At 57.0% G+C, this 15,776-nt stretch carries 17 protein-coding genes; 11 read left to right on the forward strand and 6 right to left on the reverse strand.

All coding sequences use genetic code 11. The annotated features are described in order from the left end of the window. Positions 1–29: 29 nt before the first annotated feature. Genes GOV90_RS09225 through GOV90_RS09240 form a run of 4 tightly spaced genes read left to right on the forward strand, consistent with a single transcriptional unit; the run spans position 30 to position 5,147 of the window. Positions 30–1,583, forward strand: a complete 1,554-nt coding sequence (locus GOV90_RS09225; protein ID WP_171095680.1) for a UxaA family hydrolase — start codon at positions 30–32, stop codon at positions 1,581–1,583. A gap of 41 nt (positions 1,584–1,624) precedes the next feature. Then, complete coding sequence (locus tag GOV90_RS09230; protein WP_171095463.1) at positions 1,625–3,151, forward strand: sugar ABC transporter ATP-binding protein; 1,527 nt, start codon at positions 1,625–1,627, stop codon at positions 3,149–3,151. Then, complete coding sequence (locus GOV90_RS09235; RefSeq protein ID WP_171095465.1) at positions 3,148–4,155, forward strand: ABC transporter permease; 1,008 nt, start codon at positions 3,148–3,150, stop codon at positions 4,153–4,155. Before GOV90_RS09230 ends, GOV90_RS09235 begins: the two co-directional genes overlap by 4 nt. Positions 4,156–4,202: 47 nt before the next feature. Next, entirely contained in the window at positions 4,203–5,147 is a 945-nt protein-coding gene (locus GOV90_RS09240; RefSeq protein ID WP_171095467.1) for an ABC transporter substrate-binding protein, read from the forward strand. Between the two features lie 153 nt (positions 5,148–5,300). Here the strand turns inward: GOV90_RS09240 and GOV90_RS09245 are convergent, their stop codons facing one another. The 3 genes from GOV90_RS09245 to GOV90_RS09255 form a co-directional block, all read right to left on the reverse strand. Then, on the reverse strand, positions 5,301–6,005 hold the full coding sequence (locus tag GOV90_RS09245; RefSeq protein ID WP_171095469.1) for an SDR family NAD(P)-dependent oxidoreductase: 705 nt from the start codon (positions 6,003–6,005) through the stop codon (positions 5,301–5,303). 3 nt (positions 6,006–6,008) lie between these two features. Beyond that, positions 6,009–6,926 carry a sugar kinase gene (locus GOV90_RS09250; protein WP_171095471.1) on the reverse strand — a complete coding sequence of 306 codons (918 nt, stop codon included), beginning with the start codon at positions 6,924–6,926 and terminating at the stop codon, positions 6,009–6,011. Positions 6,927–7,078: 152 nt separating this feature from the next. Continuing rightward, positions 7,079–7,294 carry a hypothetical protein gene (locus GOV90_RS09255; RefSeq protein ID WP_171095472.1) on the reverse strand — a complete coding sequence of 72 codons (216 nt, stop codon included), beginning with the start codon at positions 7,292–7,294 and terminating at the stop codon, positions 7,079–7,081. Between GOV90_RS09255 and GOV90_RS09260 the strand changes: the two genes are divergently transcribed. The 3 genes from GOV90_RS09260 to GOV90_RS09270 all read left to right on the forward strand — a co-directional run bounded on the left by GOV90_RS09260 (position 7,293) and on the right by GOV90_RS09270 (position 9,621). Beyond that, on the forward strand, positions 7,293–8,246 hold the full coding sequence (locus GOV90_RS09260) for an alpha/beta hydrolase (RefSeq protein ID WP_171095474.1): 954 nt from the start codon (positions 7,293–7,295) through the stop codon (positions 8,244–8,246). The two genes, GOV90_RS09255 and GOV90_RS09260, sit on opposite strands and share 2 nt — an antisense overlap. A gap of 59 nt (positions 8,247–8,305) precedes the next feature. Then, positions 8,306–8,815: a nuclear transport factor 2 family protein gene (locus tag GOV90_RS09265; protein ID WP_171095476.1), complete on the forward strand. Its 510-nt coding sequence runs from the start codon at positions 8,306–8,308 to the stop codon at positions 8,813–8,815. A 110-nt stretch (positions 8,816–8,925) separates the two neighbouring features. Beyond that, a complete protein-coding gene (locus GOV90_RS09270) occupies positions 8,926–9,621 on the forward strand; it encodes an SDR family oxidoreductase (protein ID WP_171095478.1) in 696 nt (231 codons plus the stop codon). Positions 9,622–9,624: 3 nt separating this feature from the next. Here the strand turns inward: GOV90_RS09270 and GOV90_RS09275 are convergent, their stop codons facing one another. Continuing rightward, complete coding sequence (locus tag GOV90_RS09275) at positions 9,625–10,461, reverse strand: LysR family transcriptional regulator (RefSeq protein ID WP_171095480.1); 837 nt, start codon at positions 10,459–10,461, stop codon at positions 9,625–9,627. A 91-nt stretch (positions 10,462–10,552) separates the two neighbouring features. On the opposite strand from GOV90_RS09275, the gene GOV90_RS09280 reads away from it, so the two are divergent. Further along, positions 10,553–11,548 (forward strand): zinc-binding dehydrogenase, encoded by a 996-nt coding sequence (locus GOV90_RS09280; protein ID WP_171095482.1) that lies wholly within the window; start codon positions 10,553–10,555, stop codon positions 11,546–11,548. Between the two features lie 37 nt (positions 11,549–11,585). Then, entirely contained in the window at positions 11,586–12,326 is a 741-nt protein-coding gene (locus GOV90_RS09285) for an SDR family oxidoreductase (protein ID WP_171095484.1), read from the forward strand. A gap of 265 nt (positions 12,327–12,591) precedes the next feature. Here the strand turns inward: GOV90_RS09285 and GOV90_RS09290 are convergent, their stop codons facing one another. Then, positions 12,592–13,326 carry an SDR family NAD(P)-dependent oxidoreductase gene (locus GOV90_RS09290; RefSeq protein WP_171095485.1) on the reverse strand — a complete coding sequence of 245 codons (735 nt, stop codon included), beginning with the start codon at positions 13,324–13,326 and terminating at the stop codon, positions 12,592–12,594. 5 nt (positions 13,327–13,331) lie between these two features. Next, positions 13,332–13,862 carry a 2,4'-dihydroxyacetophenone dioxygenase family protein gene (locus GOV90_RS09295; RefSeq protein ID WP_171095487.1) on the reverse strand — a complete coding sequence of 177 codons (531 nt, stop codon included), beginning with the start codon at positions 13,860–13,862 and terminating at the stop codon, positions 13,332–13,334. A 106-nt stretch (positions 13,863–13,968) separates the two neighbouring features. On the opposite strand from GOV90_RS09295, the gene GOV90_RS09300 reads away from it, so the two are divergent. Together GOV90_RS09300 and GOV90_RS09305 are read left to right on the forward strand one after the other, a co-directional pair. After that, entirely contained in the window at positions 13,969–14,730 is a 762-nt protein-coding gene (locus GOV90_RS09300) for an IclR family transcriptional regulator (protein ID WP_171095489.1), read from the forward strand. A gap of 359 nt (positions 14,731–15,089) precedes the next feature. After that, complete coding sequence (locus GOV90_RS09305; RefSeq protein WP_171095491.1) at positions 15,090–15,737, forward strand: hypothetical protein; 648 nt, start codon at positions 15,090–15,092, stop codon at positions 15,735–15,737. Positions 15,738–15,776 lie beyond the last annotated feature (39 nt).

Here is a 15,776-nt window from a genome sequence, read left to right on the forward strand (position 1 = left end):
GCAACATGAGCCAAGCAAGCGGGGAAGAGATGCAAGCACATAGCGGCATAAATGTTTTGGAAGGGGCGACGCGTGATGTCGTGAAGCTCAACCCGCGAGACAATGTTGTCATTGCATTGCGCGATCTGAACGCAGGCGAGCAGCCCGTATTGGTTCCCGTGCCGCTGACCGCATCAGTCTCTCGTGGTCACAAGATCGCCGTGGTCTCAGTTCAAGCCGGGGAAAATATCATTCGTTACGGTCAGATTATCGGTCAGGCCAAGTGCGATATCGCGCCGGGCGAGCATATCCATGTGCACAACCTCGGCATGGGGGCGCATCAGCAGGATTATGCGCACGCAAGCGCCAACGCTCCGCTGCCTGCCTTGACCGAAGAGCGGACGTTCGACGGTTACCACAGGTCCGACGGCAAAGTGGGCACTCGCAACTACATCGGGATTCTGACCACCGTGAATTGCTCGGGATCTGTGGCGCGTTTCATTGCCGAGGCGGCGGAAAAATCCGGGCTGTTGGACAGCTTTCCCAATGTTGACGGTGTGGTCCCAATTGTGCACGGAACCGGCTGCGGCATGTCCGCCAGCGATGAAGGCTATGCCACCCTGTTCCGGACGCTGGCCGGGTATGCGCAGCATCCGAATTTCGCAGGCATTCTGCTGATTGGTCTGGGGTGTGAGGTCATGCAAGTGGCCGACCTTGTCGGTGGGCGACCAATCCGTGCTGACGGCGCCCTGCGTTACATGACAATTCAGAACGAGGGCGGAACCCGGCGAACCATCGAACGGGGGCTGGAGGAGCTGCGCGGCATCGCCGAGTTGGCTGATCAGGCCGAACGCGCGCCTGCGCCGATCAGTGCCATCACGGTGGGTATGCAGTGTGGGGGATCGGACGGGTATTCAGGGATCACGGCAAACCCGGCTTTGGGATACGCCTCGGATCTGCTGGTGCGCCACGGCGGTACAACGATCTTGTCTGAAACCTCGGAAATCTACGGGGCAGAGCACTTGCTGACGCGCCGTGCTGAGACCGTGGAGGTCGGTGAAAAGCTGATCGACCGCATCCATTGGTGGGAGGATTACACCGCCCGCAACGGTGGTGAGATGGACAACAATCCAAGCCCTGGCAACAAGCGCGGTGGCCTCACGACCATATTGGAGAAATCGCTGGGGGCGGTCGCCAAAGGGGGCACAGCCCCTCTGCGCGACGTCTATAAATTTGGTGAGAGGGTGGACAAACACGGGTTCGTTTTCATGGACAGCCCCGGTTTTGATCCATGTTCGGTTACCGGCCAAGTCGCCTCGGGCGCGAACCTGATCGTGTTCACCACTGGGCGCGGCTCGGTTTCAGGGTACCAACCAACGCCCTGTATCAAGCTGGCCACCAATTCCGAAATGTACGCGCGCATGGCCGAGGACATGGACCTGAACTGCGGTGACGTCGTGACCGACGGGATCAGCATCGAGGCCAAGGGCGAAGAGCTGTTCGAAATGCTCATCCGCGTCGCCTCGGGTCAGAAAACCAAAAGCGAGGAACTTGGCTTTGGGGGCGTTGAATTCGTCCCCTGGCAAATCGGCGCGGTGATGTAGTGCGCGCTGGGCCCAAGGGAGAGGGGCACATGGGAGGGCAAATGCAAAAATTGGTCGAAATGACGGGGATTGATAAATTCTTCCCCGGCGTGCACGCGCTGAAATCCGTGCAGTTCGATCTTGAACCGGGCGAAGTTCACGCGCTGATGGGTGAGAACGGTGCCGGTAAGAGTACGCTGATGAAGATCTTGTCGGGTATTTATCAACGCGATGGCGGGACGCTGAAGATCGAAGGGCGCGACGTCAGCCCGACAACCCCGCGTGAAGCGCAGGATCTGGGCATCGGGATCATCCATCAGGAACTGAGCTTGATGAACGATTTGACCGTCGCTCAGAACATCTTTATCGGGCGCGAACCGCGCAAAAGCTTTGGTCGTTTGGACGAGGCTGCGCTGAATGCGCAGACCGCCGAAATCTTTGCTTCGATGAACCTCAGCCTTGATCCAAAGGCGTTGGTGGGCAGTCTGACCATCGCGAAACAGCAGATGGTCGAGATCGCCAAGGCGCTGTCCTTTCGGTCCAAGGTACTGATCATGGACGAGCCCACGGCTGCCCTGAATGACGCCGAGATCGCCGAGCTGTTTGTGATCATTCGCCGCCTCAAGGCCGAGGGCGTGGGCGTAGTCTACATCAGCCACAAGATGGACGAGCTCAAGCAGATCTCGGATCGCGTAACGGTCATGCGCGATGGGGAATATGTCGGAACGGTTGGGGCCGCTGAAACCCCGATCAGCCAGATCATCGCCATGATGGTGGGGCGCGAGGTCAAAGAAGAACCGCTGGACGTGCCCGATCTGGGTGACGCCGAGATGTCTTTGCAGGTCACCGGGCTGAGCCGGGACAAAGAGATTCAGAACGTCAGCTTCTCGGTCCAAAAGGGCGAAATTCTGGGTTTCGCCGGGCTGATGGGAGCTGGTCGTACAGAGGTTGCACGGGCTATCTTCGGGGCCGATCCCAAGGATAGCGGCGAAATTCGGGTACATGGTCAGGTGGTGTCGATTAAGTCACCGACTGACGCTGTCAAAGCCGGGATCGGATACCTGTCCGAGGACCGAAAGCATTTCGGCCTCGCCACCGGCATGAACGTGCGCGACAACATAGCGCTTGCCTCGATGGACTTGTTCACGGGCGCAGGCGGAGTTCTGCACGATGGTGAAATCAGCGACACCGCCAAAAGCTACATCCAGCAATTGGGCATTCGAACGCCGTCGGATGTGCAGGAAGTTCGACTGCTGTCAGGCGGGAACCAACAGAAGGTTGTCATCGCCAAATGGCTGCTGCGCGACTGCGACATACTGATCTTTGACGAGCCGACCCGCGGCATCGACGTTGGCGCAAAATCTGAAATCTACAAGCTGCTGGAAGAACTGGCGGGGCAGGGCAAGACGATCATCGTGATCTCATCCGAACTGCCCGAGATCATGCGCCTCAGCCATCGCATCGCGGTGATGTGCGAGGGGCGACTGACCGGAATACTGCCCGGCGGAAAAGACACCACTCAAGAAGACATCATGCGTCTGGCCACGCAACGTAAGGCGGCGATGCAGGTAACAGGGACAGTTCAATGACCACAGCAACCGATATCGAAAAGAAAAAGCCACTTGCGGGGCTTGCGGACAGCGGCGCCTATCAAAAGCTGTTGGCTTTCGCCAGTCTGATTGTGCTGCTGATCGGGTTCTCAATCGCATCACCCAACTTCATGCAGACATCGAACATGATCGCCATTCTTCAGGCGACGTCGGTCAACGGGGTTCTGGCCGTCGCGGCAACGTTGGTCATCATTACCGGAGGAATTGACCTGTCAGTCGGAACGCTGATGACGTTCTGCGCAGTCATCGCTGGCGTGGTTTTGACCTATCTCGGGATGCCGCTGCTGTTGGGTGTTATTGCAGCAATTGCAGCAGGCGCATTTTGTGGGCTGTGTTCCGGCACTTTCGTCGCCAAGATGAAGATCCCGCCCTTCATCGCCACGTTAGGGATGATGCTGATCCTCAAAGGTCTGTCGTTGGTGATTTCGGGGACGCGACCAATCTACTTCAACGATACGCCGGGCTTTGACCAGATTTCGCGCGGCTCGCTGATCGGAGAGGTCTTTCCATCGCTGCCCATTCCCAACGGTGTGCTGATCCTGTTTCTGGTGGCCATTGCAGCGTCTTACATTCTGGGTCGCACGGTTCTGGGTCGCTACACCTTTGCGCTGGGCTCTAACGAAGAAGCGGTGCGCCTGTCCGGCGTGAACACCGACATGTGGAAGATGCGCATTTACGCCCTGGCCGGAGCGATCTGCGGCATCGCCGGTATCCTGATCGCCTCGCGTCTGAATTCAGCGCAGCCGGCACTTGGGCTGGGCTACGAGCTGGAGGCGATTGCAGCGGTGGTCATCGGCGGTACGTCTTTGTCCGGCGGGCGCGGGACTATCCTGGGTACGCTGATTGGCGCTTTGATAATGGCGGTGCTGACCAACGGGTTGCGCGTGCTGTCCGTCGCGCAGGAATGGCAGACCGTTGTGACCGGTGCGATCATCATCCTGGCCGTCTACGCCGACATGGCGCGACGCAAGAAATCGGGGTGACCAAACAACTCAATCAAAGGCTAAAACGACCAACTGGAGGAGAAAACATGTTATCACGTCGTTTCATTCTGGGTGCGCTGAGCGCGGCTACCCTGGCAGGACCCGCCTCGATGGCGGCAGCCGAAGAAATCTACATCCCACTGGTGTCCAAAGGTTTCCAGCATCAGTTCTGGCAAGCGGTGAAGTCGGGCGCGGAACAGGCGGCAGATGAGTTTGACGTCACCATCACCTTCGAAGGCCCGGATAACGAGACCATGGTGGACCGCCAGATCGACATGCTGGCCGCAGCTTTGGCGAATAACCCCAAGGCTATTGGTTTTGCGGCTCTGGACAGTCAGGCCGCGATCCCGCTTTTGAAACAGGCCAACGATAAGGGCATTCCGGTCATCGCTTTCGACAGCGGTGTAGACAGCGACATTCCGCTTTCTACCGCGACGACGGATAACCTTGCAGCAGCCGGGCTGGCCGCAGACAAGATGGCCGAAAAAATCGGAGGCAAGGGTAAGGTGGCGGTTGTCGCTCATGACCAGACCAGCCGCACCGGGATCGATCGTCGCGACGGCTTCGTCAATCGCATGGCCGAGAAGTACCCGGATATCGAAGTTGTGACGGTTCAATACGGCCAGGGCGACCACCTGAAGTCGACCGAAGTCACCAAAGCAATTCTGACGGCAAACCCTGATCTGAATGGGATCTTTGGCACCAACGAAGGCTCGGCCATCGGTGTGGTAAACGGCGTTCAGGAATTGGGGACCGAAGGTCTGGTGATCATCGGCTATGACAGCGGCAAAGCCCAGAAAGACGCAATCAAGAGCGGCCTGATGGCGGGTGCAATCACGCAAAACCCGGTGGGCATCGGTTATGAAACGGTGAAGGCAGCGGTTGCGGCCCTGAACGGAGAAGAGGTTCCGGCGCTGATCGACACAGGCTTCTACTACTACGACGCCTCAAACATTGACGACCCGAAGATCTCGGCCGTTTTGTACGACTAAGCAGAACCACTCACTTTGTCCGGCCTGCCTGTTTAGGTGGGCCGGAGCGAGGCTCTAAAATACCGTTTGCGAACGAACTATAAAAGGGCAATTGAAAGATCACTTCGATCTTCAGCATGGTCTAACGCTGGGATGACTCAGCGGCACAGATCATCACATCGCGGAATAGCCGCCGTCTACGGGATATACGGCACCGGTTACGAAAGCGGCTTCATCCGACAGCAACCACGCTGCCAAGGCTCCGACCTCAGCAGGTTTACCCCAACGGTCCAGCGGTGTACGGCCCAGGATCGGCTGGTTGCGGGCCGGATCGGCACGTAGGGCTTCGGTCATTTCCGTTTCGATCCATCCCGGTGCTACGGCGTTGACGCGGATGCTGTCAGCGGCCCATTTTCCGGCAAGCGCTTTGGTTAATTGCGCCACACCGCCTTTAGACGCTGAATAGGCCGGAACAAGGGGCCCGCCGAAATAGCTGAGCATCGATGCGGTGTTCACGATTGACCCACCCGACGCAGCCAACAAAGGATGCGCAGCCAGGCAGCAGCGCATTGTGCCGGTAAGGTTAATGTCGATCACCTTCTCGAAGGTTTCGAGATCATATTCTGCGCCTCGCGCCAGTATTCCGGCGCAGTTCACCAATCCGTCCAAGCGCTGCATATTGGTAAAGAAGGTGTTCACGGCAATGGTGTCGCGTACATCAAGCTGCGTGCACGTGTCATTTGGATTCAGCTTCGCGTGGCGGCTCACTTCGTCTGCACCAACGCCCGTAGCTGTGATACGCCACCCCTTTTGTCGCAACGTGTCAGCGATCCCGGCGCCTATCCCGCGCGTTCCACCAATGACAACAGCGTGTTTCATGGGTCAGTCCCCTTCGGCCAAAAACGCCTCGACCGCGTCCTTGTACGGCATTGGAGCAACCGCGCCGTATCCTTGGGTCGACAGGGCAGCAGCAGCGTTCGCGTAGCGGGCCGAGGTGAATGGGTCGTCTCCGGCAACAATACGCGACAGGAAAGCCCCGTCAAAGGTATCGCCAGCAGCGGTGGCATCCACAGCTTCGACCCGGCGGCCTTTGACGCGCTCGCGTTTGTTCGGGGTGGCTACCAATGTGCCCTCTGCCCCAAGGGTCAAGGCGACGATATTTGCGCCAAGGTTCAGATAGAAATCTGCAATGGCATCCGGATCAGACAGCCCGGTCAGCTGCTCTGCGTCATCCAAACCCGGAAGCGCAATATCGCATTGCGCCATCGCCGCATGGGTCACGGCGCGGGCGCGCTCGATCGGCCAAAGTTTCAGGCGCAGGTTGGTGTCGTACGAAACCAGACCGCCGGCTTCTTTCACTATCTTGATGGCGGCGAACACGGCATCGGCGGCAACGTCCGAAATCGCCTGGCTGATGCCCGTAACATGCAGGATTTTTGCCGACTGCAAGGCCTTGACGGGCAGGTCTTCTGCTCTCATCCGGCTACTGGCGGAACCAGCCCGGAAATAACTGAATTCGTGCCCATTCGCGCCGTGGGTCACAAAGTAAACGCCGGTATGGGCGTCTGTCACTTGGCGTACGGTTGAAGTGCCGATGCCTTCCGCCTTCCACAGATCCATGAATGAATTGCCGAACGTATCGGCTCCGATATGTGTCACAAAGCCCACGGACGCGCCTTGGCGGGCTGCAGCGACGGCACAGTTCGACGTGTCGCCGCCATGTCCGGGCAGGTAATTCCCGTCGGGCTGCTGGTTGAACTCCAGCATCGGTTCGCCAAGACATAGAATATCAGGGGTCATGGTCATCTCGTTCTCAAAAAGGGTCAGTCAGGCCGGGCCGACCAAGGCGTTAGGGAGGATTATTCGGTCGAACGACTTTCGCCAATACCCGGACTCTTCCCGGTGCGGAAATTCGCGATTACAGGGTCTCGAAAATTCATTTCGCCATCGCCCTACATGTGCAGGTGTCTCCAGACCACATACATTTCAGCTTCCAGCCCCCATGCCAAGGTATCAGGCCAGTTCGCTTCGGGGTGATGGGCGAAACGGCTGAAGCAGAATCTTTCAAAAACCAGGCAGACCGGTGCAAGTATCGCATCCGCCGCCTTCGTATCTTTCATGTCATCGGGCTTGAGCCCAACCAGACAGATTTTGGGAGATACCGCCATGAAAACCCTCGCCCTTAACACCGCCGCTGCACTAATGGCTTCGACTGCCGCGATTGCGCAGGTCGAAACCCGCACTGTAACCTTTGAAAACGAAGGGGCTATCCTGACCGGCACGCTGTATTTGCCGGAAGAACGCGGTGACGCGCCTTTGCCCACAGTTGTTGTCACCGGGGCCTGGACATCGGTGCAGGAACAGATGCCTGCCAACTACGCCCAGGAAATGGCGTCGCGCGGGTTCGCCGCCTTCACCTTCGATTTCCGTGGCTGGGGCAAGTCGGGCGACCTGCCCAACAATGTGCGCTACGTTGAAAGCCCCGAGGCCAAAACCTCGGACATCAAGGCAGCGTTTGCATATGTTGCGACCCTGCCCGAAGTGGATGCCGATCACATCAACGGGCTTGGGATCTGTGCTTCGGCCGGTTACATGGTCGATGCCGTTTCCGGAAATCCGTTGGTTCAGCGCGTCGGCCTTGTCGCACCCTGGCTTCAGAATGAAGAGATTGTTGAAGCCGTCTATGGCGGCAAAGAAGGCGTTGCCGGGTTGATCGAAGTCTCCCACGCTGCCGAAGCCGCGGGTGGGCAGATTATTCCTGCGGCCGGGCCGGAAGGTGCCGAAGGTGTTCTGATGCCGATTGGTGGGTATTACTATGAGGCCGACCGTGGTGGCATCCCCGAATATGACGACAAGTGGAACAATGCAGGCTGGGAAGGTTGGTTGACCTATCACCCTGCCGACAATCCGCAGCGTTTGGACAAACCGCTGGCTATTGTGCACTCGGAAAGCGCGGCCATCCCGCAGGGCGTACAGACTTTCCTTGCAGGGTTTGCGGGCAATGCGACGGCTCAGTGGCTGGAAGACGTCACGCAGTTCGACTTCTATGACAACCCCGAGGATGTGACCCGTGCGGCGGATACCGTGGCCGATCACTTCCGCGCTGATCTGGACAGCTGAACACCTTATCAGGCGTCGAAGTTGACTTCGGCGCTTGCCCTTTACCCCGGAGTAGACCGATGCCCAAAAACCTTACAGCCACACTTGCAGCTGCCACCATGATCGCAAGCGCAGCCTTCGCCGATCAGCAGGCCACCATCTCAACCACGATCACCGATATCGCAGCGGGTGCTGACCGTCACGACTGGGCCCGTGTGCGCGGTGCCTTTGCCGATACGGTGACGACCGATTACACCAGCCTTTGGGGCGGTGACCCGGTCACCCAACCCGCCGACGACCTTGTCGCAGGTTGGTCTGCATTCCTGCCTGGGTTTGAAAGCACCCACCACATGGTCACCAACCATACCATCACGTCACTTGCCGAAACCGAAGCCACGGCGCAGGCTGATTTCACCGCAACCCACCGCATTGAGGATGGCTTGTGGGTTCTGGGCGGACGCTATGATTATGCGTTGGAAAAATCCGGGGACCGCTGGGTTGTAACCTCTCTGACCATGACGGCGCTTTGGGAAACCGGAGATCGCGGCCTTGTCGCCATTGCTGCCGAGCGTGCAAATCAAGGAAATTGATAGATTGAAGGACTGCTACACCGTTCCACTTTTAGGAGTGGACCGGTGCTGGCTGCATTGCCACGATCTATTTTAGATATGCCGGCTGACACAAAGTCATAGGGATCTGCATGACCAACCAACGCATCGCACTTGTAACCGGCGCCAACCGAGGCATCGGAAAAGAAGTCGCCAGACAATTGGCCAGAGATCATGGGGTAAAAGTTCTGCTCGGTTCTCGAGACCTGGATAAAGGACATCGGGCCGCAGATGAGATCGGGTACGGGGTGGAAGCCTTTCAGCTGGACGTATCGAACCCGGACTCTGTCGCTGCCGCCTTTATTCTGAAGATTGAACCCAGCTACGGGCGTCTCGATATTTTGATCAATAACGCAGGTGTGGATTACGACACGGATCAGCAGGCGCATTGCGCCGACCTGCATCGCGTGCGGCGTGCCTTTGACACCAATCTTTTTGGTGCTTGGGATACCATAATCGCAGCGACTCCTCTGTTGCGACGTGGTGAGAGTGCCCGGATCGTCAATGTGTCTTCCGGTTCAGGCGCGCTGAGCGACATGTCCGGTGGCACGGCAGGTTATGGTGTATCCAAGGCAGCATTGAATGCGCTGACCATCAAAACCGCAGCCGAGCTGAAACACGAAGGCATTCTTGTCAACGCCGTTTGCCCCGGTTGGGTTGCCACGGACGTGGGCGGGGGTGGCCGCCCGGTGTCTGAGGGGGCGAGGGGTGTTGTTTGGGCGGCAACTCTGCCGAACAACGGCCCGACAGGCGGTTTCTTTCGCGATGGGGCGCCAATCGAATGGTAGGCGCTATCCCGGTGCCATGAAATCAATCAATGCTCTGACCCGCGCGGGCAGCAGGCGGCGGCTGGGATAAACGGCGAACATTTCTCGTGTCAAAGGTCGCGCATCCTGAACCTCAAGCTCGTGCAAATCTCCCCCCATCATGTCCAGAGGCAGCATTGCAACGCCCAGATTGCGACGCGCGGCGAGTGCGATGACGTCAAGGTCGATTAAACTGTGGGCGACATTTCTGGGTTGCAGTTTGTCGCCGTTTTCCAAAACCCAAGGCTGGCCAGCGGTAAGGGCAGGTAAGCTTTGAAAAACCTGCCGAGAAATCGCGCCCTTCAATCCGTTCTCCTCAATAAAACCCGACCCGGCGCAAAAACAGTAAGGAACCGACCAAAGGCGTTTTGCGACAAGGCTGGAATCAGTCAGTGGACCGACCCGAAAGGCCAAATCGATATTGTCGCTGAAAAAATCCAACATGACGTTCGTGGGTGTCATTTCCAGCTGCACATGTGGGTTTCGCTCTGCAAACTCCAGCAAACGCGGGCCAATCGTTGCACGGGCGGCCAGGGGCGGGGCCGTAATGCGTATGGTCTGGCGTCTGGTTTCGTCGGCAAATCCCGCAACCTCTTGCAGTGCTTCGAATGGCTCCTGGCAGCGATCCAGAAGGCGGCGGCCTTCTTCTGTCAGACGTACTTGGCGGGTCGTGCGCTCAAACAGCTTGGTGCCGAGGTGGTTTTCCAATTCGGCAACTCTTCGGCTGACCCGGCTCAGAGGGATACCAAGTTGGTCCGCAGCTTTGGAAAAGCTGAGATGGTCAGCGACAAGAGTGAACAGGGCAAGGTCGTTGTAGATCATAATCCTATTTTTGAGATAATAACTCCTGAAATCAACGATTATCATTACGACTGACGGTCTCTACTTTCTGCGCAACAGAAGGAGACACGTTATGTCCTATGCAATCGAAATCACGCGAAACGGTGGGCCCGATGTTCTGCGCAAATCCGACCGCGCCGTTCCTCAGCCAGCCCCCGGCGACGTCTTGATCCGTAACCATGCCGGAGCCGTTAACTTTATCGACACGATCATCCGACGCGGAGAGATGCCAGAAGGTATGATGCCTGCCCTGCCGCACGTACCAGGCGTCGAAGGCGCCGGAGTTGTTGAAGCGCTGGGCGAAGGGGTCGAAGGCTTTGCCATAGGCGAACGTGTGGCTTGGATGGGGCCGATCGGTGCGGGCGGTTATGGCACGCATTCCGTGATTGGGGCACCTTACGTGACCAGGCTATCTGACGATGTCACCTTTGAAACCGCTGCCGCGATCCCGGTTAATGCAATGACCGCCTATCATATGCTGGTCAATCTCGGTGGTGCAGTGGCAGGAAAATCCGTGCTGGTTCACGCGGCGGCGGGCGGTGTTGGTACGATGGCTCTGCAAATCGCCAAACATCTGGGTATGACCGTGATTGCCTCTGCCAGCACCGACAAGCTTGGCTACGCATATGAGCAGGGCGCTGATCACGTTATTGATTACCGCCAAGAAGACGTCGCTGCGCGAGTTTCGGAGATCACTGAAGGACGTGGTGTTGATCTGACGTTGAATCCAATCTCGGGCGAAACACTGAAATCGGACCTCGACGCGCTGGCACCGCTAGGTACGGCCGTATTGTTTGGGTTCCTTGCAGGACCGCCCGCAGGTGGCTTTGCCGAAGATCTGACAAAGCATTTCCAGAAATCCGTTTCAGTGCGGGTGAGCGATATCTACACGTATTTCCTGAACCGCCCCGATGCCTTCAGCGCTGATATGGCGACCGTGTTCAACCTGCTGGAAACCGGCGTTCTGCGTCCTCAGATCACCATGTTGCCGATTGGCGAAGCTGCTGAGGCCCATCGCCGTCTGGAAGCAGGCGAGACGACCGGCAAGCTTGTGCTGAGCATCAACTGACCCGAACAGGTAACCCTAAAGACAAGGAACCAACACAATGAGTACGGTTTTTGAAACCGCCCTTGCAGGCAAACACGTCGTCATCATCGGCGGCAGTAGCGGTATGGGTAAGGCTACGGCCAAGATGGCAGTCGCCCTTGGGGCAAAAGTCACACTTGCCAGTCGCAGTCTGGCCAAACTTGAGGCGGCGGCGGCAGAGGTCGGGGGTGTTGTGCAAATCGCGCCCGTAGACACTACGGATGAGGTAGGCGTGAAATCCTGGGCCGCCAATCTCGGGACGGTGGACCACTTGGTGATCTCGGCCTCAAGCGCTGCGCATGGGGCCTATGAAGAGCTGCCCACTGACGCATTGCGTGGTATGTTTGAGGCCAAGTTCATCGGCCCGTATGTGGCCGCGCGTGAGGTCCTGCCTGCTTTGACCCAAGGTGCCTCCATCACATTCTTTTCCGGTGTGCTCAGCCGCCGCCCGTCTGCCGGGACAACAGGTCTGGCTGCGGTAAACGCGGCGGTTGAAGCTTTAGCCAAAGGGCTGGCGCTGGAACTGTCGGGCCGTGCCCGTGTGAATTGCATCAGTCCCGGTATGGTTGACACGGAAGCCTATGCTGCAATGCCAGAAGAGGCACGAGAGGCCATGTACGCGCAAGTCGGCGGCAGCCTGCCTGTCGGCCGCGTAGGAACCGCGGAAGAAGCCGCACAAGCTGTTGTCCTGTCCATGACAAATAACTTTCTGACCGGCACCGTTCTGGACGTGGATGGTGGGCACTTGGTGCGCAGCTGATCCGGTCAAAACGGCGGCAAATTGTATGGCTGGGGATATTGGAAACGGGTCGAGCAGGTTCCTGGGACTTGCTCGCCCGGATCGCCATTTCACTGGCCAAGGTGCCAGAGCCCGAAACAACACCGACAAATCCGATGGTGCCAAAAACGGTTTTAAGACTTTCAGTTGCGCGCGCGGGCTTGCAAAAACTATGGGCCGTGCTGCGCTGCCAATACATGTGCGGCCACTTCCATAAGGCCGGGCGTGAAATTGCGGATGTACGCGATCAGTAGGTCGCTCTTCCGCCTGAAAGATCAAAAACGGCACCAGTGTTGAACGTGCAATCTTCCGAGCTTAGCCACATCACCATGCGTGCAGCCTCTTCAACCCAGCCCAGGCGTTTCATTGGGGATTTGTCGATCATGATCTGCACGAATTCTGGCGTCATTTGATCCAGAATCGCCGTTTTGATGGCAGCAGGTGCGATGCAATTCACACGGATTTCAGTCTGGGCCAGTTCCTTGGCCAGCGACTTGGTAAACCCGATGACGCCCGCCTTGGACGCCGAGTAGGCCGAGGCGTTGGGTGTGCCTTCCTTGCCCGCAAGCGATGCCATGTTGATGATCCGACCAAAGCCGGCCTCTTGCATGAGTGGAACAATGGCGTGAGCCAAGTGAAATGTTCCGGTCAGATTAACCTCGACGACGCGCGCCCAGATTTTCGGGTCGCTCTCCACGACGCTCAGGGTCGGCCCGGCGAAACCTGCATTGTGCGACAAAAAATCAACGCCGCCGAAGGCGCTTTTGGTCTTTGCAACGGCTGCGGCGATTTGGTCTGGGTCACTTATGTCTACTTTGCATGAGATCGCGCCTTCAGGGGCGTCGTCGGGTTCTGACAAATCCCAGATCGCCACGTTGGCGCCTGCTGCTGCATAGTGGCGTGCGATTTCCGCCCCGATCCCGGCTGCCCCGCCTGTCACCACAGCGGTACGGCCTGTAAAGTCGTATGATACGTTGCTCATGAGTGTTACCTGATGAAGTTCTTCACGTAGTCAGCGCCGAGGCCGACTTTCTCGAAATGCGCACGGCACATGTCGATCTTGGTAAAAACATCCTCATAACCGAGGTGATTTCCATCAGGATCACAATAGTACATCACCCCATTGACCTGAAAATAAGTGATCATTTCCTCGACATCATCCGGCACAACCAGAGTATGGGTCTCACCCGGAGGCTCATAAACATAAGACCCTTCAGTGGCTTCCCAGTCATGCTCAAGATAATGCCAGCGGCCTTTCAGAACAAAGCCATGTACGGGGTTCGGATGGCGATGGCGGGACAGAACGCCTGCCTTGGTCACCTTCAAAAGGTTCATCCAATAACCTTGACTTACGTTCAAACACAGTGGGCGGAAAAACACCGTCTCGGTCTGCTGGACCCACATACGGGGGTCATTTTCGGCCAGCGCGTTGGGCACCACGATTTCCGGCAGGGCATCCTGCGGCATCGGGTGTTTATAGGGCACCATCGGGTTTTCGTCTGTATCGGTCAGTGGCATTTCGGCTTACCTAATTTAGCAGTTTGGAATGACCACATTGTGGACAAAAGATTCATTATATGGAAATATACATCGTTGATATGTGCCGTCAATCTGAGAGGCCGGAATGGTAAAACAGGTCCAAGGAACCCAGAGCTTTGCGCGCAGCATCGGGCTGTTGCAGCACATTTGTGACCGCAAAAACCCGCCAACCCTGGCCGATCTTTTGGAAGAATGTGCTTTTACACGCCCGACTCTGTACCGCCTGTTAAACAGTTTGGAAGCCGAAGGGCTGATCGTGCAACTCAGAGACAAAAGGTACAAACCCGGCCCACGTCTGGTCAATCTTGCCCGTCTTGCCTTAGCATCGTCGGACATTCGGGACCGCGCCCGGGATGCCCTGGTGCGCGTCAGGGATCAGACAGGTGAAACCGTGCACCTTGCCGTGCCAAGCGGTGAGGGACTGGTCTATATCGACAAAATCGAAAGCCTTGAGACGGTGCGCATGAACTCGACAATAGGCACCTTTGTTCCGCTTCACTCCAGTGGGGTCGGCAAAGCCTATCTTTCGGCGCTGTCGGACGAAAAGCTTTCAGCGCTATTGGAAGCTTCGAGCTTGCAGCCGATCACCCCGTTTACAACAACTGATCCAATCAAATTGCGCGCGCAGATCGATCAATGCCGTGCCCAAGGCTTCGTTTTTGACAGTCAAGAGAATGAAGTTGGTATCGCTTGTTTTGGCGCGGCCATCCTGGACGAGAACGCCTGCCCGATTGCCGCCGTCAGTATATCCGTACCGCTTTTTCGGCTGAGGGACGACAAATCTCATTACACCGATGCCTTATTGGACTGCGTTCAGGAATTGTCCCTTGGTGAGGTTCACCACTGAAGCGCATCTTATTCCGTGTTTTCCTATTGCGTGGTGCCGCTGGACCGGGGTGTCGACAGATGTTTATCAGCGCCGACACTCTCGTTTCGAAAACTTGTTTCTGTGAGGGATCGACAGTTATGACTCTGGTTCGCAGGAACGTATTACTTGTGGCGTCGAAAACACGCGCGAAATCCTGAGGACTGAAGGCGTGCAGGGTTGCTCTGAAAGCGCTGGGCCCCAATGCCGGCGGTAGGTCTGATAGGTCGTGAACCGTTCAAGGTCTTTGAATTTCCAACACGTTCCCGCTCGTGTCACAAACCTGTCATATTCGTGCGCTAGGCAGAAATCGCAAAAAAGAGAAAACATAGGAGGCTCCGATGACCTCTCTCAATACTCAGCTATGGGAGCTGATTAAGTCGCATAAAATGCCTGATGATGCGACAGGCGCGCCATTCATTGATCAATTGATGGCCGAAAACTGCATCTCTCCTGATACTGCTGCCGTTGCGATCACTGAATACAAGAAATTCATGTATCTTTGTGCCACGCGATCAGAGCGAAACGTCCCCTCGAAGGCGGTCGATTTGGTGTGGCACCTGCATATGCAGCACAGTCGCGATTATTGGGATGTCTTCTGCAAAAAGCTGGGCAAACCCGTGCACCACAACCCCGGCGGTCAAGGCCCCAGACATCTGGACGACTACAAGGCCACCGTCCGAGCGTACAAAGAGCTATTCGGAACTCCTCCGAAAGGCATCTGGAAGATGAAAAATAAAGTTGGAACTTTCATAATGCTGGTTTTCTTGATCGTCTTCATTTGCACCGGCGCCAGCTCCATCATTCAGAGTGGCGATCTATTATTCGGTGCGCTTTGGTTGAGCGTGCCGCTGGTCTGCTTTGCAATCACCCTCAATAGCCTGAGCTCTAAAAGTGAGCTGACGCTGGTGTTTGAAAGTCATGACCCTTTTGCCGACGAAGATGCAGGCGACTGTGGCTCGGGAGACGGCGGTGGCTGTGGTGACTGATCTGCAAGACGTTCAATCTGATTGATTTTGAACCGGACC

Origin of the sequence: Ruegeria sp. HKCCA5929, from assembly GCF_013034525.1 — a bacterium.
Lineage (GTDB): Bacteria > Pseudomonadota > Alphaproteobacteria > Rhodobacterales > Rhodobacteraceae > Ruegeria.